Here is an 18,559-nt window from a genome sequence, read left to right as displayed (position 1 = left end):
AAAGCAATGATTTCTTTGTGTTATGGGGTTAGCAACCACTTAGGGTAAATGTTCTATGTTGAAAAAATGTTGCAAATGGGGGTTGCTATATTTAGAAATTGATTCATAGTACACAAAGTATCTTTTGATTGTATACAATTTAAATGGAGGTTCGCATGGCAAAGATGAAGGCAATCGAAGCAGCGGTAGAAGTATTGAAAAAGGAAGGCGTAGACATTGCCTTCGGCGTTCCAGGCGCTGCCATCAACCCTATGTACGCGGCAATGAAAAAGCTCGGTGGTATTGATCATGTGTTAGCACGACATGTAGAAGGTGCATCGCACATGGCGGAGGGTTACACCCGTACTAATCAAGACAACATTGGTGTCTGTATCGGTACATCTGGCCCAGCAGGGACAGACATGATCACTGGCCTGTATTCAGCGTCGGCGGATTCCATTCCAATCTTATGTATTACGGGTCAGGCGCCAAGAGCCCGCCTGCACAAAGAAGATTTTCAGGCGGTGGATATTGAATCCATTGCGAAACCAGTCACCAAATGGGCGACGACGGTTCTAGAGCCCGCTCAGGTGCCGCGTGCTTTCCAGCAGGCATTCCACCTAATGCGTTCTGGTCGTCCGGGCCCGGTTCTAATCGACCTTCCACTTGATGTTCAGCTAACGGAAATTGAATTCGACATCGACACCTATGAGCCGCTAGAAGCGTATCAACCAAAAGCGACACGTGCGCAGGTTGAGAAAGCGATGGCGATGATGTGTGAGTCTGAAAACCCAGTCATTGTTTCAGGTGGCGGCGTAATTAACGCTGGTGCGGAAGAGCTACTGCAACAGTTCGCTGAAATTACTGGCGTGCCTGTTATCCCAACCTTGATGGGCTGGGGTTCCATTGCGGATGACCACGAACTGATGGCCGGTATGGTGGGCTTGCAGACTGCGCACCGCTACGGCAACGCGACTATGCTGGAATCGGATTTTGTGTTCGGTATTGGTAACCGCTGGGCCAACCGTCACACCGGTTCACTGGATGTCTACACCAAGGGCCGCAAGTTTGTTCACGTCGATATTGAACCAACTCAAATTGGCCGCGTGTTCTGTCCGGATCTTGGTATTGTTTCTGACGCCAAAGCAGCGCTGGAATTGCTGGTTGAAGTGGCTCGTGAGTGGCGTGATGCTGGCAAACTGCCTAATCGTGGTGCTTGGGTGGCGGAATGTCAGCAGCGTAAATCGAGCATGCTGCGTAAGACGCACTACACTGACGCGCCAATCAAACCAATGCGTGTTTATGAAGAGATGAACAAAGCCTTTGGCCGCGATACTTGTTACGTCAGTACTATCGGTCTGTCTCAGATTGCAGCGGCGCAGTTCCTTCACGTTTATAAACCACGCCACTGGATCAACTGTGGTCAAGCAGGTCCGCTTGGCTGGACAACACCAGCTGCTCTAGGCGTACGTGCAGCGGATCCAAACCGCGACATCGTGGCAATTTCGGGAGACTACGACTTCCAGTTCATGATTGAAGAATTGGCGGTAGGCGCTCAATTTAACCTGCCATACATCCACGTATTGGTGAACAACTCCTATCTAGGTTTGATTCGTCAGGCGCAGCGCCAGTTCGATATCGACTATTGTGTTCAGTTGGCGTTTGAAAACCAAAATGCGCCAGAGCTTGATGGCTACGGTGTTGACCATGTGACGGTGGTTGAAGGCTTAGGTTGTAAAGCGATTCGTGTAACTGACCCAGAACAGATGCAGGCCGCGTTTGCACAGGCGAAAGAGTTGATGAACAAACACAAAGTACCTGTTGTGGTGGAAGTGATTCTTGAGCGCGTAACCAACATTGCTATGGGTGTAGAGATTGATGCCATCAACGAGTTTGAATCTCTGGCAGACAGCATCGACGACGCACCAACCGCGCTAGCCAATCAATAATCCGTTTATTGCAAAATACTGAAGCAGCCCGAAAGGGCTGCAAGAAAAAGGACATCACTATGGCAAAGTTTGCTGCAAATTTATCCATGTTATTTACCGAGGTTGATTTCCTTGAGCGCTTTGACGCTGCAGCTCAGGCTGGATTCAGCGGTGTGGAATATCTCTTCCCTTACGCATTCGATGCTGAGCAAATCAAACAGAAGCTGGAGCAAAACAACCTGACACAGGTGCTGTTCAACCTTCCGGCGGGTGATTGGGATGCTGGCGACCGCGGCATTGCGTGTGACCCGTCACGCATCGAAGAGTTTCAGTCTGGTGTTGCGTTAGCCATTCAGTACGCCAAGGTGCTGGGCAATACGCAGGTCAACTGTCTGGCGGGGATTACCCCGGCTGGTATCAGCCAACAGGATGCGCATGCAGCCTTTGTCATTAACCTTAGATACGCTGCTCAAGCATTGCAGGAAGCGGGGCTTCGACTGGTTATTGAAGCGATTAACACTCGTGATATTCCGGGCTTTTTCCTCAATACCACTGAGCAGGCCAAAGCAGTGATCAAAGAAGTGGGCAGTGACAACCTGTTCATTCAGTACGACATCTACCACATGCAGATCATGGAAGGGGATTTAGCGCCAACCATGAGTGCCAACATCGGCCAGATCGCCCACGTGCAGCTGGCAGACAACCCAGGCCGTCATGAACCGGGAACGGGTGAGATTAACTACCCGTTTGTCCTCAAACATCTGGATGAACTGGGTTACCAAGGTTGGGTGGGCTGTGAATACAAGCCAAAAACCACCACAACTGAAGGCTTAGATTGGCTAAACCTATACCGCTAAGTGCGGTTAACGTTACGGAGAACATATTATGAAAATTGCATTTATCGGCACAGGTATCATGGGTAAGCCAATGGCGATCAACCTGCAAAAAGCGGGTCACGACATTGTTCTATCTGATCATTTCAACCCACCACCGGTAGAACTTGTTGAAGCTGGTGCACTGGTTTGTCATTCACCAGCAGAAGCGACCCGTCTGGCAGACGCAATTATCCTGATGGTGCCAAACACACCGCAGGTGGAAGACGTACTGTTCGGCGAGAACGGTGTTGAAGCTGGCTTAAACGAAAGTGGTGCAGCAGGCAAACTGGTTATCGACATGAGCTCGATTTCACCAATCGCCACCAAGGCGATTGCAGCACGCGTCAACGAAAGTGGTGCGCAATATCTCGATGCGCCAGTATCAGGCGGTGAAGTGGGTGCTATTAATGCGTCATTAAGCATCATGGTCGGTGGTGAGCAATCGGCTTTTGATAAAGCGCGTCCACTGTTTGAGGTGATGGGCAAAAACATCACGCTAGTCGGTGAAAATGGTGCGGGCCAGACGTGTAAAGTCGCTAACCAAATCATTGTTGCGTTGAACATCGAAGCCGTATCTGAAGCCTTAGTGTTTGCGTCAAAAGCGGGCGCCGATCCAGCGCGTGTACGTCAGGCACTGCTTGGCGGATTTGCCAACTCGAAGATTCTTGAAGTGCATGGCGAGCGCATGGTGGAAGGTACATTCGACCCAGGCTTTAAGATTACATTGCACCAGAAAGATCTAGATCTTGCATTGTCTGGCGCTAAAGAGTTGGATGTAGCACTACCAAACACCGCAAATGCTCAGGAGTTGTTTGAAGATTGTGCAGCAATGGGCGGCCAGAACTGGGATCACTCTGCGCTGATTAAAGCGATCGAGAAACGCTCAGGCCACTCAATCAGGGACTAATTCCTGTCAGGACGATGTGGATTTCTCTCCCGCATCGTTCCATGGTGTAGCGGTCCTACTGGTTCTCTCATGGCTTGAATCCGTAGTCGCTGCCCCTAAATGATTCATTACTAAATCGCGTAGTTTTTCGTCTCCTTTTATACGCGTTCCCGTCGTAAGACAGCAGGTTGGAGTTACACCTTCCTCGGGCTCCATATTGCAGGCTCCTGGTGTGCTTACTTCGGGATTTTTTATCCTCATCACTTTGTCTCTCTTAACATATTGTTTAGTATGTCGTTACACCAGATGTATAGGGAATAACAATGTCTCGTATCAGGCAGAAAAATCAGGGATTGATTATCGATGTCGCGAGTGAACAATTTGCCACCCATGGCTACGCAGCGACAAAGATGGCGGATATTGCAAAAGCCGCAGATATCCCTAAACCTAATGTGTTCTACTACTTCAGCAGTAAAGATAAGCTCTATTATGCCGTGCTCCAGACTGTGACTCAGCCGTTGCTGGAGGCCTCACGCCCAATTGAAGAACTCGACGACCCAGTCGAAGCCTTAACTCAATACATTGAGGCTAAGCTGCGTATTTCGCGCGACCACCCACACGCGTCTAAAGTTTTCGCTAATGAAGTGATGTCTGGTGCCAAGGTTCTACCAGAAGATATCGGACAGGAGCTGTTTAAGCAGTCACAGATGATTTTGGATAAGTTCGCGACCTGGAGTGAAGAAGGGTTGATGGATAAAGTCCCTGCACACCACCTGATGTTCACCATCTGGGCAGCGACGCAGACATACGCTGATTTCAGCTGGCAGATCTGTAACGTTATGCAGAAAGACACGCTGGATAATGATGACTACCAACAAGCCGCTGAATTCATCACCCAGCTAGTGATTAAGGGTTGTGGGGTGACGGGTAAATCCTAACTATTATCATCGCAGTTTTCATCGCAGTGGTGTCCGATATTATCTCTGAGGCTGATTTGACTGCCTCCTCTTTTGATTCCTCAATGTTTTATAAAACATATTGCTTATGGGGTTATTTGCGCTACTTTAGAAGTAGGGAATTAAATTTCCCAAGTTAAGTTGTGTATCCAGATAGGCTGAGAGTCATTTGGATCTCCGAGGCTATCAGGAATAGCAGTCACAGGTCAGTTGGTAGGAGAAATGTTATGGATAACATAGCCATTAGTCGTAAACAGTTAGGTGGTGAGTCCCCCATGGTGGCCTCTGAAGTGTTTGATAGCTGTATTTATACGGGGTTATTTGGAACGATAGACTCAGCTCGGATGGAAGCGATTACTGCTAAGCTGACGGATATGGTTGAGTCATCAAACAGCGACTTTGTTGTTATAGACCTGTCCAATGTCGATGCAATAGACACATCGGTAGCGTCACAGCTAGTGCGTGCGGCTGATACCATAGTTTTAGTTGGGGCGAAGCCCGTGTTCTGTGGCTTAAGAGGCGTCATCGCAAGAACCATGTCAAGCGCTGGTGTTGCTTTAGGCCGCCATCTGATAGTACGAGATTTAAAAGCGGCAACGAAATTTTGCATCCAAGAATCTGGTTACGCTCTGGTACCGACGGCCCCTACTCGTAGTAATGAAGAATATTGAGCAATGCATTTATCCATTCTCAAATGAAGTGGAAGCGTACCTTATCGCATCGCATTGTAAGATGCATGCGTTAGAAATTGGAATCTCTGATTACCAAGCCAGCCTTTTTAATGCAGCGGTTTCTGAAATAACCATTAATGCGGTTCGTTACGCTTCAGGTGGGTATATGTTTATATCCAGTACTTCTAACCATTTAGGAATTGAGGTCACCATTGAAGATAACGGTCAAGGTATTGCTGATCTCTCACAAGCGCTAACGGATGGCTATTCAACGTTTAAAGACCAAAGCTTAGGCCTCGGTCTAGGGGTGGCGAAACGCTGTTCTGATGAAATGGTCATCAATAAATCAGACGAAACGGGAACCTCGATTACGCTGCGAAAGTTTTTACCTGTCTCAGAAGATGACATTTTAGTGAGGGCGATCTCCTATCCTGCAGTGAATCAGATTCACAATGGCAATGCTTATGTTGTAAAGCAATATCAAGGTGATACCTGCCTTATAGCCCTTATTGACAGCCATAATGATAACGACTCGACTCAAGAGCGTGGACGTTTGGTTGCCAATAAGCTTGCAGAGGAAATCACCCAACATATGGCTGAGCCGCTTGAAATGATCATGGATCAGTGCTTGAGCATGTTTGACCACAACGAAGACATCACCGGGCAGTTGAAACTCAGCCTGATGAGAATATGCCGTGACAATCTTGATTTCCTCGTGATGAATACCCCCCCTTTACATTGGCTGAGCTATGATGAAAGTACCTTAGTAAATGCACCGCTCTGTGAGACCAAACACTTTACTCATGGGGTGGCGAGCCATCTTCGCATTCCAAGGCCTAATCATTTTACCTGCCTGCTTCACTCTTCTGGGGTGAATATTGAACCATTAACCAACCAAGATTGGCACGAGTGGGATGTATATAACATCGCCACTACTATTTTCAACGACTGTGCATACGAAGATAAGGATGCGACTGTCATCGTTATAAGAGGGAATCGTTATGCCTAACCCATCAAAACAAACCGCTACGTTACTTGAGCTCATGTCTGGTATTGTTGGAGCAATACCTAATGGCTTGATCACTTTTTCTGAATCTGGTGAAGTTAACTTAGTAAATACGGCAGCGCTGAGCTTACTCGGGCTAGAGAATAAGAGCCCCAAAGACTTCTTGGATCGTCATTACTATAGCTTGCTTGCAGATGTTCCAGATGTAAGAGATAAAATTGATCGATTACTCCTGAGTGGTAAGCATAGTGAACTGGAAGTTAGAAACGTCGTTGTTGATGGACAAAGTCTGAATATACAGTGTTATAGCATGCTCAAAGGCGTACTGATTGTTATTAGTGAAATAAGCGATGAAACCGCTCTGCTGTATCGAGAAAATAATGATATGTTGACGCAGTTGAACAACCGACAGTTTTTTGAAACACAGTTTTTGGAACTGGTCAGTCAAACTAATCACCTCCATCAGAATGCAGCGCTGGCTTTTTTTGATATTGATAATTTTAAAACCATCAATGACTCTTTTGGTCATTCTCTGGGTGATGAAGTGTTATGCAAAATTGCCAATATCCTTAAAAGCCGAACATCAAAAGGTCAGCCTATTGCTCGTATAGGGGGCGACCAATTTGCCGTGTTACTTGATGACTATACGGTACACGAAGCGCAAGGCTTCGCCGATGACGTTAGAAAGCATATTGACGCCTATGCTTTTAACTTGGATGAGAACTCGGTCAGAATAACGGTATCAAGTGGTGTTGCCCCTTTCTATACTAACGCCGCCCCTGAGCTCACTAAGCTACTGAGTATTGCTAATACGGCATGTAAGGCAGCGAAAGACCATGGCCGCAATCGTACTCATATCATTGACGCGAAAAATGATGAGTTTGAAAGTTATATTCGGGGGGTGAAGTGGATAGAAGAGATAAACAAAGCCATCCAAGAAGAAAGATTTGTTTTATATTGCCAAAAAATCTCGCCTATTTCAGATAACACTGTGCCTTTTTACTATGAGGTCCTGTTGCGTCTGAAAAACGAACAAGGGGAAGTTATCTCTCCTTATGCTTTTCTGCCTATCGCTGAACGTTATCATATGATGCCGGATATTGATCGCTATGTGATGACTGCCCTGTTTAGTTCGATGGGAAGCCGCAGTGATCGAACCTATTCAGTCAATTTGTCGGGACAGACCATTTCGGACTATAGTCTGGTCGATTTTGTCAATAAGATGCTCAACCGTTACGTATTTAACCCTCGCTGTATTATCTTTGAGGTCACTGAAACTGCTGCGATGCGTGATTTTCATGGCACAATAGAAGTGATGCACTCATTACGAGCCCTTGGCTTCCAGTTTTCACTGGATGACTTTGGCACAGGTCTTTCGTCATTCACCTATTTAAAAGAGCTTCCCTTAGATACGGTCAAAATTGATGGTTCATTTGTCCGAGATATTGAGCATGACAAGATCAGCTACCAAATGGTGAAATCTATCCATGAAATAGGCCAAGCGATGGGCTTAAAAACGGTGGCAGAATTTGTGGAAAATAAAGCCATTTATCAGTGTCTATCAGATATAGGAGTGCATTTTGCACAGGGATACTACATTCATAAGCCTGAGCCAATCACTGATATAATTAAGGTGACGGCTGCAGTCAGTGAGTAACATGCCTCGCCACCTTCAACAGAGTTGAGCTTCCCTTACTTGGAACAAGCGTATGGCTTAATTAACTCTGATACTTATCCAGCTTGTTGTAGAGCGTTTTTATGCTTATTCCTAAATCCTCTGCGGTTTCTTTTTTGTTGCCTTCATTTTCTTCAAGAGTGTTAATAATAGCGGCCTTTTCTATTTCTTCTAGAGTCACACCAGCTGGCACTCTCTCCTCTAATGTTGTCCCTGTTTCTAAAGGAGGAGTATCAAAAATGAGGTGTTCATCTTTAATCGTATCGTCCGCCAAAATGAACGCTCGCTCGACACAGTGTTTTAATTCTCTAACATTGCCAGGCCATGTATGCGCTGCGATTTTTTCTAGCGCTGAGGCTGTAATCGCTTTTGGAGCGGCTTCATTCGCATTCCGGTGAGCGATGAAATGTTTAGCAAGGCCGACAATATCACTACCTCGTTCTCTGAGAGGGGGAATATTGATAGGGAAGTGAGCTAATCTAAAATAGAGGTCTTCTCGTAAAAATTGCTCTTCAATAGCCACTTGTGGATCACGGTTGGTGGCGGCGATGATACGAGTGTTGGCAATACAGAGTGTGTTACTGCCGACTGGGCGATACTCGCCTGTTTCAAGTACTCGCAGTAATTTAACTTGATGTTCAAGGGGCATTTCGGTGACCTCATCAAGAAATAATGTCCCTCCCTCTGCTTGCTTAAAAACACCTTGGTGCGTTCGGTTAGCGCCTGTAAATGCGCCTTTTTCATGACCAAAGAGTTCACTGTCGACTAATTCTGGGCTGATGGCGCCGCAGTTAATGGCAATAAAAGGCTGCTCCTTTCTATCACTGGCAAGGTGGATAGTCTGCGCGACGAGCTCTTTACCTGCACCGCTTTCACCAATGATCAATACGTTGGCCTCTGTTTTCGCCACTCGTCTGAGGGTGCGATACAAGTTATGCATTGGCCTTGAGGAGCCGACTAACATTCCAAATTGGTCTAAGTCGCTTGTGGATATTTTTTTCCCCTCTTCCTGCTTTTCTAGGAAGTATTGACTAAAGTCCGCTAGAGTATCGGCCAAAATTTGGATATCAACTGGCTTTCTATAATGAAAAATGGCGCCGCTTTTCATCATCATGTCTAAATTCTTATTGGGTGCACCGGAGCCGATGATGACCAAATCCAATTCTTCCAAGCCTGTGGCACTGGATAGGGCGACAAAATCATCGTTGGTGAATTGAGATACTTCAACAATAGCGGCATTGGGTTGAAGTCGTTGTAGGCTATCTATCCAGTGTTCGTTGTCATTATTGCTAATCGTGTCAAATCGTGACAACTCTTCCAGAGAGCTTATTTGAGACAATAATTTCTGATCTTGTAATTCTACGAACAGTGTTGGTAATGCCATGATTTAACTCTCTTTCAACAGTAGTGAGAGGGATGATAGCACGAGGCATAAGGAAAGAGAATGTATGGCTTTTTTCCACGTTTTTTGTGAATAATAATGATTGAATATTTAAAATGATAGATAAAAATCGGGTAATATTATTATGGTGTATCACTAACTCGGACGAGATAAATATTTATATTTTTTACAAATACTCCTTGTAAATTATTCATTCTCCATCATTGAAAATATTAAGATTATTTTTAGTTTTTCATGTAATTCCTTTTAATTCAATAGTTTGAATTTTTGGCATGCGGTTTGCTCTAATGGTAATGCAAGTACAAAAAAGGAGATAAATGATGAAAAACATTGCAAGTAAAATTCTACTAACAACGGTTATCGCTACTTCTTCTTCTTCTGCAGCGGTTGCAGATAGCATGTGGAAAGAAGATACGCTAGATGCTTGGATTGACGGTAAAGCAGAAACGACACTATTACTTAATTCCAATTTGAACTCTTTTGATATTAACACTTATGTTAAAGACCAGGTTGTAACTTTAACGGGCTCAGTTGAAAACCAGACAGAAAAAGCCCTTGCTGAAGAATTAGTATTAAGCCTTGATGATGTTAAGTCGGTAAAGAATGAACTTACGGTCATCGATAATGAAAAAGATAAAAATAAGGAATCAACCCAGGTCTTAACGGATACCAAAATAACGGCCATTGTTAAGACTCGACTATTAATGAATACGGGAGTCAGTGGTACTGATATCGAAGTGGAAACTAAAGAAAGCACTGTGGTATTAAAGGGTTCGGTGACGTCAGATACGGAACATGACCTTGCGCTATCTATTGCTCGTAATACATCCGATGTTGATAAAGTCATTGATAAACTTGAAGTAATTCAATAATAAATTTACCAACAGATATAAGAGAGAACATTATGCTTCGCTGGGCTTTAATATTTTTTATTCTTGCCATCATAGCAGCTTTATTTGGATTTGGTGGTATAGCAGGCGCTGCAGCAACAGTAGCTAAAGTTATGTTTTATATATTTGCTATTTCGTTGCTTGTATCGGTGGTAATGAGTTTAGTTAACAAAGATAAGAGTTAGGAGTTTTTATGAATATAAGCACAGTTATTTTCCGTTTTCTATTGGCAACAGGTTTTGCTTTTACGCTTGCCGCATGTAGTGACGACGGCCCCCTAGAGCAAGCTGGAGAAAGAGCTGACGAAGCGGTAGAGGAAGCTCAAAATCAGATAGAGGACGGCTGTGAGAACGTGAAAGAGCAACTTGGTACGGAAGATCAGGACTGCTAACAAAAGGCATTAACTCACGAATTAATCATCCGAACCTCATAAAAAGAATTGAAGCAGGAGCTAGATATGAAAAACATATTTGATGTGCTTAAAGATAGCCATGAGAAGCAACGGCTTTTGATGGATGCGATACTCCAAACATCAGGTGATACTCAGGCTAGGCAAGAATTCTACTCCAGTCTTAAAGAAGAATTAACTAAGCATGCGGTCGCGGAAGAACGCCACTTCTATGCACCTTTAATAGAGAGCGATCAATCCGTTGATATGACTAGGCACGGTATCGCTGAACACCACGGTATTGATAAGGTGCTTGCTCAGCTTGATGACACCGAAATGTCTTCACCAGCTTGGCTCACACTGATGAAGACACTCAAACACAAAGTAGAGCATCATTTAGAAGAAGAAGAGCAGCGTTTCTTTCAAACGGCTGGACGAGTTTTAGACTCAGATCAGAAAGAAACTTTGGCTCGAAAATATGAGCAAGAGATGGCTTGATTCGAAGTGTCACCTAAGCTTGATAGTGAAGCGTAGGTTTTGGTTTAACAACTTGGGCCCATTTATGGGCCCGCTTTTTTAATACACAGAGAAATTAAGGCCTCACCATGTTTATCGTTAAGTACTATATACTCATTGCTATCGCTTGTTTTTCTATAGCAGCATTTGTTCCCAATGTATTATTCAGCTTACTATTGGTTTGGTCAGGGTTATCGATGTCTATCGTTAGTGCCGCCTATATCTTCGAGATGCCATCCATATTTAGAAAAAATAGTGATGGCAAAATAGCTTGGTGGATCCGGTGGGCGTTTATTCCTTTTTTTCTAGGCATTCGTTTATACAATACTTGGGCTATTAAAAGAGATAAAGTCGATCCCATTCAGCAGATGGGAGAAGGTTTATATGTTTCTCGACGTCTACTCCCCTCCGATTTGTCATTTCTACAATCTCAAAACATAACGTGCATTGTTGATGTCACCGCAGAATTTTCGGGTTTAGAGAGTGCGATGACCAGCGAAGAGTTTCATTACCTCAATACCCCGGTACTCGACCATCAAGCCCCTAAGTTACGCAAGCTTAAACATGCTCTTAATTGGATAGATACTCAGATAAGCCAATCAAGGTCCGTAGTTGTTCATTGTGCACTTGGCCGTGGCCGCTCTGTGTTTGTGGTTGCAGCATACCTGTTAGCGAAAAATCCATCTCTGAGCGTGGAGCAAGTGCTCAAAAATATCAATGATGTAAGAAGCACTGCGCAGTTGAACAAAAAGCAACTAAAGGTGCTGAATGCTATCAGTGATAAGGGACTGCTCAATCTTGAAGACAAATGCTGCCTCATTGCTAACCCTGTTGCAGGTGGAGGCAAATGGCAAACGAGTGAGCAACAGGTTATTCGAGAGCTCACCCGAAAGTTCAATTTAGACATAGTGACCACCAGTAAAGAAGTATCAGCGGAATCTCTAGCCAAACAAGCAAAAGCGCGAAATGCTTCTCATATCATCGTCTCTGGCGGAGATGGCACCGTCAGCGAGGTGGCAAGACAAATCGTGGGGACAGACACGGCACTCGGGATTATCCCATTGGGTACTGCAAATGCTTTATGTCATGTGCTCTATGGTTTTGCGACAAAAGTGTCACCTGTTGAAAAGGCCTGCGAGGCTATTCTATCTGGCAAGTCTAAGAAAATGGATTTGGCGTACTGTAACGACCAGCCAATACTGCTTATTCTTGGTATTGGGTTTGAAGAGAAGATGATTGATTACGCGCATCGTGAACAGAAAAATAAAAATGGCCAACTTGCTTACTTATCGGGTTTATTTTCTGCGGTTGTGGCAGGAGAAAGTCAGTGGTTTGAAGTCACTAAGGATGGGGAGCCAGCACGAGAAGCTGAATTACAAAGCTTAGTGGTTGCTAACACGTCGCCTTTCAGTACGGTCCTTGCTCAAGGAGGTAAAGAGCCAAGACCTGATGATGGTCAATTGCATATTACCTATTTAGAAAATACCGCTTCGCTTGGGGAAAGAGCTTTAGCGCTGTCTGATGTTTTGCTTTCAAGCTTAGGCCTCAAAGAACAAGCCTCATTTTTTGATTATGAGTCTGCAAAGCAAGTCAAAATAGACTCAAATCGACCGATCCACTATGTCATTGATGGAGAAAAGTTCTCCGCTGAATCACTTGAGATAAGCATCAAAAGCCAAGCTTTATCTGTTTGCATTCCATAGTCACTGATGACAGCACCAATCATGAATGAAGGACTTCACCATGGAGATGAATCTCTCTTTCGACATTGAGAAATTTAACCATTTAATTGAGCAAAAGCTGGAGCATTGGCTTGTTGAAACCATCAAGTTGATTCCTAATCTTATTGTTGCGCTCTTTACGTTGTTTGCTTTTATCTTTATCGCTAACCTAGGCGGCCGATTATTTAGGAACTTGAGCAACCGAGTCGTAGATTCAAAGGAAGCGACCAACTTATTAGCATCGATTGTTAAAGTGATTATTATAACCGTTGGTTTTTTTGTCGCGTTAGACTTTGTTGGATTGCAAGGTACGGTTACATCACTCCTAGCAGGGGCGGGTATTTTGGGGCTTGCTATTGGTTTTGCTTTTCAAGATATGACCGAAAACCTGATTTCAGGGATCACGATGAGTATCCGCAAGCCATTTAAAATAGGCGATATTGTCGAATCCAACAGCGTTATGGGGCAAGTTATTCAAATTAATTTGCGCAATACTCTTGTAGAAACGTTTTCAGGTCAGCACGTTATGATTCCAAATAAAATGGTTTTTCGTAACATATTGACGAACTACAGTCGAAAAGGTCTCAGAAAAATAGAAATTCCTGTCGGTATCTCATACGCGGACTGTCCTAATTTAGCGAGCAAAGTAATAACAGAAGCTATTAATCAAAAACCTTATGTGAGTAACCCCGAAGACACAGCGGTTCATGCTGCCAGTTTCGCCGACAGTAGTATCAATTTGCTGGTATGGTTTTGGATTAATTACCCTGGCGACTTTGGTTACATGGAAGCACAAAATGACAGCATTGTAGCGATTAAGGAATCGCTGTCGGATGCTGGTATCACGATTCCGTTTCCTATTCGAACACTGGACTTTGAGGCGAAAGGAGGAGAAAGCCTATCAAGCATAGTGGCGAATAATGTCGCTAAGATGTAATTGTTCATGAGCAGGCGTCACCCGGCCTCTTATGGTGCTAACGGTGTTTGCTTGTGATTGTTAACCTTAGTTTGAGCCAAGCCATTGCCATCACCCTGATTTTCAGTGCTTGTGATGTTAAGCGATGGCTTTTCCGGTTTTCGGCAGTACTCAATTCATTCGATTAAGTAAGATCGGCATGAAACCATGCAAACACCTGTGTTGTGAACGTTTCATCTGAAGGTACTTTGCACTGGGTGATTGATGATTATCCATAATAAACCCTTTGGGCAACATAGCCCCCCTAAAAAACGACTAATAGCTTTTGCTTTCATATTCTCACCTTAACTGGTCATTAGAGTCATCACATCTTTTTTAAAATTTCACTAAATAATAGATGGTTTCTAATCGAGTTTAGAAAATCTATTTTTATTATTTTTTGAAAAAGTTACATAACAACAAGAATATTTTTCACGGCGTTTATTTACCATAATTTAAAAATGTTTTTATAAGGTAATAAATAGACTAATTTTTGTTCTTTTATTCGGTATTCAACCGAGTTATGTTAATGTTCTGTCATTTTTAGTATGTTTCAAATGTTTTTTAAAGTTGGCATTTCTTTTGCTCTATATAAATCGATATTTCAATGGAACTTATATTAGGAGAACGAAATGAAAAGCAATGTTGTTACTTTGATTAGCCTTTTTTCTTTAGCAACCTTTAGTACTTTTTCACACGCTGCGGACTCCAACGAGCATGGCGTTTATGTGGGTGCCAACTATGGTTATTTGAAAGTTGATGGGCAAGATGACTTTGATGATGACAGCGATGCTATTCAAGGCTTAATCGGTTACCGCTTTAACCCTTACTTAGCATTAGAGGGGGGGTATATTGATTTTGGTAGCTATGGTAATAATTTAGCTAATACGGAAACAGACGGTTATACCGCTGCTCTAAAAATTATAGCTCCCATTGCTGAGCGTGTTGATCTTTACGCAAAAGGTGGTCAAATGTGGTACACGACAGACTACAATATTGCGGGCTTCGGGGGCAGTAAAGAAGACGAAGGTGTATTTGCTGGTGCCGGTGTGGGTTTCAAAGTGACAGATCAATTCTTAATCAATGCTGAATATATGTGGTACGACGTAGAACTCAATGCAGAGAACGTTACTAATGGTGCAAGCACAGAAACAGATTTTAACCAAGCATCATTAGGTGTGGAATATCGATTCTAATTCGGTTCACAAGACTGAGTTTAATAAAATGGTGTTAGGCTCTTGATGTGTTTTATAGCAGGGTGGAGCATACTTTGATGGTTTATAATCAAAAGAAAAACTCGTACCCTGTTTTTTGCATGAAGAAAAATAATAGTAATAAAAAGCGTCAAGCCTATTTGCTTGACGCTTTTTATTACAGCCGCTCGCCTATTCGTCTAGAAGTGGATAATATCGAACTAAACTATAAATGCTTCGCCATTTCGTCATTTTCCACTTGTAATGCGGCAACCCAGTAAGAAAAGAATGATGACAGCTTTTGGTTGTTAAATGTTCCAATCGCACTTTTCAAATAGGTGATTAATTGTCGATTGCTTTGATACATCTCGTCGTAGCTGCTAATCACAACGGACTGGCTTTCTTGCATTGAATGATTATTTTCTGTTTTGAAATCAAGGACTTTAATCTTGATTTCATTGATCATCGAACGCTCTACTTTTAAAAAACGACTCGCGGCTCTAGAGAGAGTTTGGTGCGTCCTGTATTCAACGAGCTGACAGCATGATTGATAATGCTCTTTAAGAGCGAATAATATTCTATCTATGCTTTGATGGTGCGTTGCATCGAGAGTTTTATTGTGATTTTCCACCCACATATTGTTACTCCTTCTTGTCTTAACCGTATTTTCCATACCTGTGTAAGATTTGACTGTTCACTCTATTGACCGTAAGTCATTGATTTTATGACGGCACATTTCTACTTCTCTCTTAATTGTTGTTATTTTTTGTCTCAATTCTGGCGCTTGCTTTGATAGTATTGCTATGTCGTCAATGGTTTTTTCTTCTATGCCCGACAAATGTTCCAGATAGAGACTGTCATTTGCACTTCCTCTCTCTTCCTCTGCTTCAATGCAATATCGTCGAGCATTAATGGTGTAGCTGTCTGGAATGAGCTTGTGCGGTTTTGAAGGTTTTGAGAGCGACTTTAGTTTTAACTCAGCACACTTCTTAATCGCATATATATCAAAAAGACTTCTTTTTATATCTTTATTATCTACATTAGATATCGCTTTTTCATAAATAATATTCCCACTTTCTATTAAACTTATAACAGATGAAATACTTTTATTTTTCATAGTGCCTCATTTAGATTTGTTCGTAATAGAAGTAAAGCATGTTACGTGCCAAATAAAATCGCCACTAAGCCCTAGATTATGGAAGAAATAAATGCAATTTTGTAAAAGGTACAATCCTCATGGAAAATGAGTGAAAATATTACATGAATGGCACCCTTTTTATTACCAGAAAACTCTCTAATACCATATGCGGCAAGCTATTTTAAAGTTGGCATGATGTTCGCTTAGCTTAGTGTAAGAAGTGATAGTTAATTTTGAATCATCACTTTATTTTCTCTCATTGTATAAGTTAAGGAGATTATGTATGCCAAATGCAAATACTAAAAAAACTGATTCTAAGCAGCAGGCCGAAGAGATTTATGAAATGGCAGAAGGGGTTGCTTCAGAAGCAATAGAAAATGTGAAAAATACCGTTCAAGACACGCTCGAAGCAGGGTCTGAAACTGTAAAAAATAAAACAGAGCAAGCCGAAAACATGATTAAAGAGCGACCACTCTTGAGCGTTGGATGCGCCTTTATTGCAGGCTGGGCTATTTCTAAGCTAATCAAATAAGCTTGAATGATGCACGAAGAGGAAAGTTATGCAGTCTCATAATATCAACGACGCACACAATGAGCCTCAACATCGCGAAGAGGAGCTTTTAGAACGAGCGATCGTTCAACTGAGGGGCCTTTTAAAAGACCTAACCGTATTCCAATCTCACACTCAACAATGGTCAATGTCGATTTTTGAGTTGTTTTCTTTGGAGTTGCGTAACACGGTTGCCGCGAGTAAAAAACTCATCGTCATTAAACTCCTCTTCGTTGCATTGCTGCCGATGTTTCTTATTAGCATCGCCGTCGGTATTGGGGTTATGGGGTACTACTTTACTTTGAACCTTTTAGTCGGTTATAGCGCTTTCATTGCAGCGTTCAGCGTTATCCTTATGCTTTTGATACTCGGCAGCCGATATTACAAGCAATTTGTGGGTTTTGAATATACCAAAGAGCAGCTTGGGAGGTTGTGTCATGCGATCAATGAAAAAACGACAGCAGAAAATTCTAATGAAAAGTCTTGAGTGTGATAGTAAAGCTCGTCAAGTTGCACTCAGCTTAGGGCTGCTCTACTTCAAAGGAAAAAGCTTTGTACAGCAATCCCCATTTCATGCGGCAGGGTTCGCTGTGCTCGGCATGTTCGTCCTTAGCAAAGTCAAAAATCTCAGGACGTTTTTTTATGGTTATAAGCAAGTACGTCTACTGATTCATTCACTTGATAAATAATTAATAGGTTCTGGCTTAGTTATCAATGTAGTTATTCACTATTAAGCTTAGTGTGACTAAGCCAGAACTGGATCTTAATATCTGAGGAACATAATGAACGTTAAACAAGAGAATATATTAAAATATAGTTTAATGACCATTGCTCTTATAATAATGTTCATTTTCATATTACATGTTGCCAAACCGTTTTTGTTACCCGTTTTTTTTGGCGCTTTTATTTCTCTTCTATGTGGCCCCCTAGTCAATCGATTAGTGCGTTTTGGCATTCCTCGTGTCATTAATGTTATTGCTGTTTTATTAGGGCTCGTTAGCTGCATTGTTTTGAGTTTAAATCTGTTAAGTGAGCCCGCTCAGCAATGGTGGTCTAAGCTGCCAATGTTAATTCAGAATGTTTCTAATGAAGTAAGTGAAGCGGCTGAAAGTAGTGAGTTAGGTGACAAGAGTGACTTCACTCTCGGTAGCACAGTGGCTAATGATGGGCTCACAAGCAATACCTCATTTTCTATCATTAAATCAGTACTCACTACAACTCCAACGATAGTCACACAATTAATGGTCGCGCTTTTTATGGCGTACTTCATGATGAGTTATGGACGTCAGATATATTCTCAAAGCTTATCTTTGTTCACACGATTTTCCGATAAACGCAAGGTGGTTGAGCTGGTGAAGGTGGTTCAAACCGATCTTTCTCGATATATAAGCTCTATTACGATCATCAATGTGTGCTTAGGAGTGGTTGTTGGCTGTGTATTCTACATGATGGGATTAAAAGACCCGTTTCTGTGGGGAGCATTTGCTGGCTTGATGAACTATATCCCTTATCTTGGGCCAATAGTTTCAGTGACCTGTTTTGCCTTGGTTTCCTTTTTGCAGTTTGAGTCTCTAAGTTACTCATTGACGGTTGCTTCGCTCTTTTTGGCAATCAATCTTATAGAGAGTCAATTGGCGACACCGACTCTACTTGGTAAAAGATTTAGTTTAAACCCCCTAATTTTGTTTGTGTGGTTAGTCTTTTGGGGATGGTTATGGGGAGCGATGGGAATGCTGATGGGAGGGCCGCTGCTGGTACTTATCAATGTTATTTTAAGTAAAGTAAGTCGTCCAAAGCTTACTACTTAGATAATCATATTAGTGCCATCGT

Annotated in this window: 21 protein-coding genes; 18 read left to right on the top strand and 3 right to left on the bottom strand. The window is 42.8% G+C overall.

The window, feature by feature from the left end; genetic code table 11:
* Nucleotides 1-155 precede the first annotated feature (155 nt).
* The 7 genes from gcl to L1D31_RS03555 all read left to right on the top strand — a co-directional run bounded on the left by gcl (nucleotide 156) and on the right by L1D31_RS03555 (nucleotide 7,958).
* A complete protein-coding gene (gene gcl, locus L1D31_RS03585; protein WP_239835692.1) occupies nucleotides 156-1,928 on the top strand; it encodes a glyoxylate carboligase in 1,773 nt (590 codons plus the stop codon).
* Nucleotides 1,929-1,987: 59 nt separating this feature from the next.
* On the top strand, nucleotides 1,988-2,764 hold the full coding sequence (gene hyi / locus L1D31_RS03580) for a hydroxypyruvate isomerase (RefSeq protein WP_239835691.1): 777 nt from the start codon (nucleotides 1,988-1,990) through the stop codon (nucleotides 2,762-2,764).
* Nucleotides 2,765-2,789: 25 nt separating this feature from the next.
* Nucleotides 2,790-3,689 (top strand): 2-hydroxy-3-oxopropionate reductase, encoded by a 900-nt coding sequence (locus L1D31_RS03575; RefSeq protein ID WP_239836367.1) that lies wholly within the window; start codon nucleotides 2,790-2,792, stop codon nucleotides 3,687-3,689.
* Nucleotides 3,690-3,991: 302 nt separating this feature from the next.
* The gene (locus L1D31_RS03570) at nucleotides 3,992-4,606 is read left to right on the top strand and encodes a TetR/AcrR family transcriptional regulator (protein WP_239835690.1); all 615 of its coding nucleotides are present in this window, start codon (nucleotides 3,992-3,994) and stop codon (nucleotides 4,604-4,606) included.
* 245 nt (nucleotides 4,607-4,851) lie between these two features.
* Nucleotides 4,852-5,295 (top strand): STAS domain-containing protein, encoded by a 444-nt coding sequence (locus L1D31_RS03565; protein ID WP_239835689.1) that lies wholly within the window; start codon nucleotides 4,852-4,854, stop codon nucleotides 5,293-5,295.
* On the top strand, nucleotides 5,282-6,304 hold the full coding sequence (locus L1D31_RS03560; protein WP_239835688.1) for an ATP-binding protein: 1,023 nt from the start codon (nucleotides 5,282-5,284) through the stop codon (nucleotides 6,302-6,304). Before L1D31_RS03565 ends, L1D31_RS03560 begins: the two co-directional genes overlap by 14 nt.
* Complete coding sequence (locus L1D31_RS03555) at nucleotides 6,297-7,958, top strand: EAL domain-containing protein (RefSeq protein WP_239835687.1); 1,662 nt, start codon at nucleotides 6,297-6,299, stop codon at nucleotides 7,956-7,958. The genes L1D31_RS03560 and L1D31_RS03555 overlap by 8 nt, the downstream gene beginning before the upstream one ends.
* A 61-nt stretch (nucleotides 7,959-8,019) precedes the next feature.
* Here L1D31_RS03555 and L1D31_RS03550 read toward each other — a convergent pair whose 3' ends face one another.
* Complete coding sequence (locus tag L1D31_RS03550) at nucleotides 8,020-9,360, bottom strand: sigma-54 dependent transcriptional regulator (protein ID WP_239835686.1); 1,341 nt, start codon at nucleotides 9,358-9,360, stop codon at nucleotides 8,020-8,022.
* A 338-nt stretch (nucleotides 9,361-9,698) separates the two neighbouring features.
* Here L1D31_RS03550 and L1D31_RS03545 point away from each other — a divergent pair, with 338 nt between their 5' ends.
* From L1D31_RS03545 to L1D31_RS03515, 7 genes are all read left to right on the top strand, one after another.
* Nucleotides 9,699-10,250 carry a BON domain-containing protein gene (locus tag L1D31_RS03545; protein ID WP_345772829.1) on the top strand — a complete coding sequence of 184 codons (552 nt, stop codon included), beginning with the start codon at nucleotides 9,699-9,701 and terminating at the stop codon, nucleotides 10,248-10,250.
* 32 nt (nucleotides 10,251-10,282) lie between these two features.
* Nucleotides 10,283-10,453: a DUF1328 family protein gene (locus L1D31_RS03540; RefSeq protein WP_172563978.1), complete on the top strand. Its 171-nt coding sequence runs from the start codon at nucleotides 10,283-10,285 to the stop codon at nucleotides 10,451-10,453.
* Nucleotides 10,454-10,461: 8 nt separating this feature from the next.
* The gene (locus L1D31_RS03535) at nucleotides 10,462-10,659 is read left to right on the top strand and encodes a hypothetical protein (RefSeq protein ID WP_172563977.1); all 198 of its coding nucleotides are present in this window, start codon (nucleotides 10,462-10,464) and stop codon (nucleotides 10,657-10,659) included.
* A gap of 66 nt (nucleotides 10,660-10,725) precedes the next feature.
* Nucleotides 10,726-11,154: a hemerythrin domain-containing protein gene (locus L1D31_RS03530; RefSeq protein ID WP_172563976.1), complete on the top strand. Its 429-nt coding sequence runs from the start codon at nucleotides 10,726-10,728 to the stop codon at nucleotides 11,152-11,154.
* Nucleotides 11,155-11,261: 107 nt separating this feature from the next.
* Nucleotides 11,262-12,875 (top strand): diacylglycerol kinase family protein, encoded by a 1,614-nt coding sequence (locus tag L1D31_RS03525; RefSeq protein ID WP_239835684.1) that lies wholly within the window; start codon nucleotides 11,262-11,264, stop codon nucleotides 12,873-12,875.
* A gap of 40 nt (nucleotides 12,876-12,915) precedes the next feature.
* A complete protein-coding gene (locus L1D31_RS03520) occupies nucleotides 12,916-13,830 on the top strand; it encodes a mechanosensitive ion channel family protein (RefSeq protein WP_239835683.1) in 915 nt (304 codons plus the stop codon).
* Nucleotides 13,831-14,480: 650 nt separating this feature from the next.
* Nucleotides 14,481-15,044 (top strand): porin family protein, encoded by a 564-nt coding sequence (locus L1D31_RS03515; RefSeq protein ID WP_172564412.1) that lies wholly within the window; start codon nucleotides 14,481-14,483, stop codon nucleotides 15,042-15,044.
* Between the two features lie 223 nt (nucleotides 15,045-15,267).
* Here the strand turns inward: L1D31_RS03515 and L1D31_RS03510 are convergent, their stop codons facing one another.
* Both L1D31_RS03510 and L1D31_RS03505 read right to left on the bottom strand, forming a co-directional pair.
* Nucleotides 15,268-15,678: a hypothetical protein gene (locus L1D31_RS03510; protein ID WP_239835682.1), complete on the bottom strand. Its 411-nt coding sequence runs from the start codon at nucleotides 15,676-15,678 to the stop codon at nucleotides 15,268-15,270.
* Between the two features lie 57 nt (nucleotides 15,679-15,735).
* Nucleotides 15,736-16,158, bottom strand: a complete 423-nt coding sequence (locus L1D31_RS03505; protein ID WP_239835681.1) for a DUF2383 domain-containing protein — start codon at nucleotides 16,156-16,158, stop codon at nucleotides 15,736-15,738.
* A gap of 304 nt (nucleotides 16,159-16,462) precedes the next feature.
* Between L1D31_RS03505 and L1D31_RS03500 the strand changes: the two genes are divergently transcribed.
* From L1D31_RS03500 to L1D31_RS03485, 4 genes are all read left to right on the top strand, one after another.
* Nucleotides 16,463-16,711, top strand: a complete 249-nt coding sequence (locus L1D31_RS03500; protein WP_172563972.1) for a hypothetical protein — start codon at nucleotides 16,463-16,465, stop codon at nucleotides 16,709-16,711.
* Nucleotides 16,712-16,739: 28 nt separating this feature from the next.
* A complete protein-coding gene (locus tag L1D31_RS03495) occupies nucleotides 16,740-17,216 on the top strand; it encodes a hypothetical protein (RefSeq protein WP_239835680.1) in 477 nt (158 codons plus the stop codon).
* Nucleotides 17,203-17,418, top strand: coding sequence for a hypothetical protein (locus tag L1D31_RS03490; protein WP_239835679.1), 216 nt, complete (start codon nucleotides 17,203-17,205; stop codon nucleotides 17,416-17,418). Before L1D31_RS03495 ends, L1D31_RS03490 begins: the two co-directional genes overlap by 14 nt.
* A gap of 93 nt (nucleotides 17,419-17,511) precedes the next feature.
* Nucleotides 17,512-18,537: an AI-2E family transporter gene (locus tag L1D31_RS03485; RefSeq protein ID WP_239835678.1), complete on the top strand. Its 1,026-nt coding sequence runs from the start codon at nucleotides 17,512-17,514 to the stop codon at nucleotides 18,535-18,537.
* The last annotated feature ends 22 nt before the right edge of the window (nucleotides 18,538-18,559 follow it).

Source organism: Vibrio sp. Isolate23 (assembly GCF_022398095.1).
Lineage (GTDB): Bacteria > Pseudomonadota > Gammaproteobacteria > Enterobacterales > Vibrionaceae > Vibrio > Vibrio coralliilyticus_A.
This window is presented reverse-complemented; position numbering and strand designations above follow the sequence as displayed.

What these genes read in the sequence shown, in the direction of transcription:
- gcl (WP_239835692.1), top strand. Translation starts at nt 156, where the DNA reads ATGGCAAAGATGAAGGCAATCGAAGCAGCGGTAGAAGTATTGAAAAAG.
- hyi (WP_239835691.1), top strand. Translation starts at nt 1,988, where the DNA reads ATGGCAAAGTTTGCTGCAAATTTATCCATGTTATTTACCGAGGTTGAT.
- L1D31_RS03570 (WP_239835690.1), top strand. Translation starts at nt 3,992, where the DNA reads ATGTCTCGTATCAGGCAGAAAAATCAGGGATTGATTATCGATGTCGCG.
- L1D31_RS03565 (WP_239835689.1), top strand. Translation starts at nt 4,852, where the DNA reads ATGGATAACATAGCCATTAGTCGTAAACAGTTAGGTGGTGAGTCCCCC.
- L1D31_RS03560 (WP_239835688.1), top strand. Translation starts at nt 5,282, where the DNA reads ATGAAGAATATTGAGCAATGCATTTATCCATTCTCAAATGAAGTGGAA.
- L1D31_RS03555 (WP_239835687.1), top strand. Translation starts at nt 6,297, where the DNA reads ATGCCTAACCCATCAAAACAAACCGCTACGTTACTTGAGCTCATGTCT.
- L1D31_RS03550 (WP_239835686.1), bottom strand. Translation starts at nt 9,360, where the DNA reads ATGGCATTACCAACACTGTTCGTAGAATTACAAGATCAGAAATTATTG.
- L1D31_RS03545 (WP_345772829.1), top strand. Translation starts at nt 9,699, where the DNA reads ATGAAAAACATTGCAAGTAAAATTCTACTAACAACGGTTATCGCTACT.
- L1D31_RS03540 (WP_172563978.1), top strand. Translation starts at nt 10,283, where the DNA reads ATGCTTCGCTGGGCTTTAATATTTTTTATTCTTGCCATCATAGCAGCT.
- L1D31_RS03535 (WP_172563977.1), top strand. Translation starts at nt 10,462, where the DNA reads ATGAATATAAGCACAGTTATTTTCCGTTTTCTATTGGCAACAGGTTTT.
- L1D31_RS03530 (WP_172563976.1), top strand. Translation starts at nt 10,726, where the DNA reads ATGAAAAACATATTTGATGTGCTTAAAGATAGCCATGAGAAGCAACGG.
- L1D31_RS03525 (WP_239835684.1), top strand. Translation starts at nt 11,262, where the DNA reads ATGTTTATCGTTAAGTACTATATACTCATTGCTATCGCTTGTTTTTCT.
- L1D31_RS03520 (WP_239835683.1), top strand. Translation starts at nt 12,916, where the DNA reads ATGGAGATGAATCTCTCTTTCGACATTGAGAAATTTAACCATTTAATT.
- L1D31_RS03515 (WP_172564412.1), top strand. Translation starts at nt 14,481, where the DNA reads ATGAAAAGCAATGTTGTTACTTTGATTAGCCTTTTTTCTTTAGCAACC.
- L1D31_RS03510 (WP_239835682.1), bottom strand. Translation starts at nt 15,678, where the DNA reads ATGTGGGTGGAAAATCACAATAAAACTCTCGATGCAACGCACCATCAA.
- L1D31_RS03505 (WP_239835681.1), bottom strand. Translation starts at nt 16,158, where the DNA reads ATGAAAAATAAAAGTATTTCATCTGTTATAAGTTTAATAGAAAGTGGG.
- L1D31_RS03500 (WP_172563972.1), top strand. Translation starts at nt 16,463, where the DNA reads ATGCCAAATGCAAATACTAAAAAAACTGATTCTAAGCAGCAGGCCGAA.
- L1D31_RS03495 (WP_239835680.1), top strand. Translation starts at nt 16,740, where the DNA reads ATGCAGTCTCATAATATCAACGACGCACACAATGAGCCTCAACATCGC.
- L1D31_RS03490 (WP_239835679.1), top strand. Translation starts at nt 17,203, where the DNA reads ATGAAAAGTCTTGAGTGTGATAGTAAAGCTCGTCAAGTTGCACTCAGC.
- L1D31_RS03485 (WP_239835678.1), top strand. Translation starts at nt 17,512, where the DNA reads ATGAACGTTAAACAAGAGAATATATTAAAATATAGTTTAATGACCATT.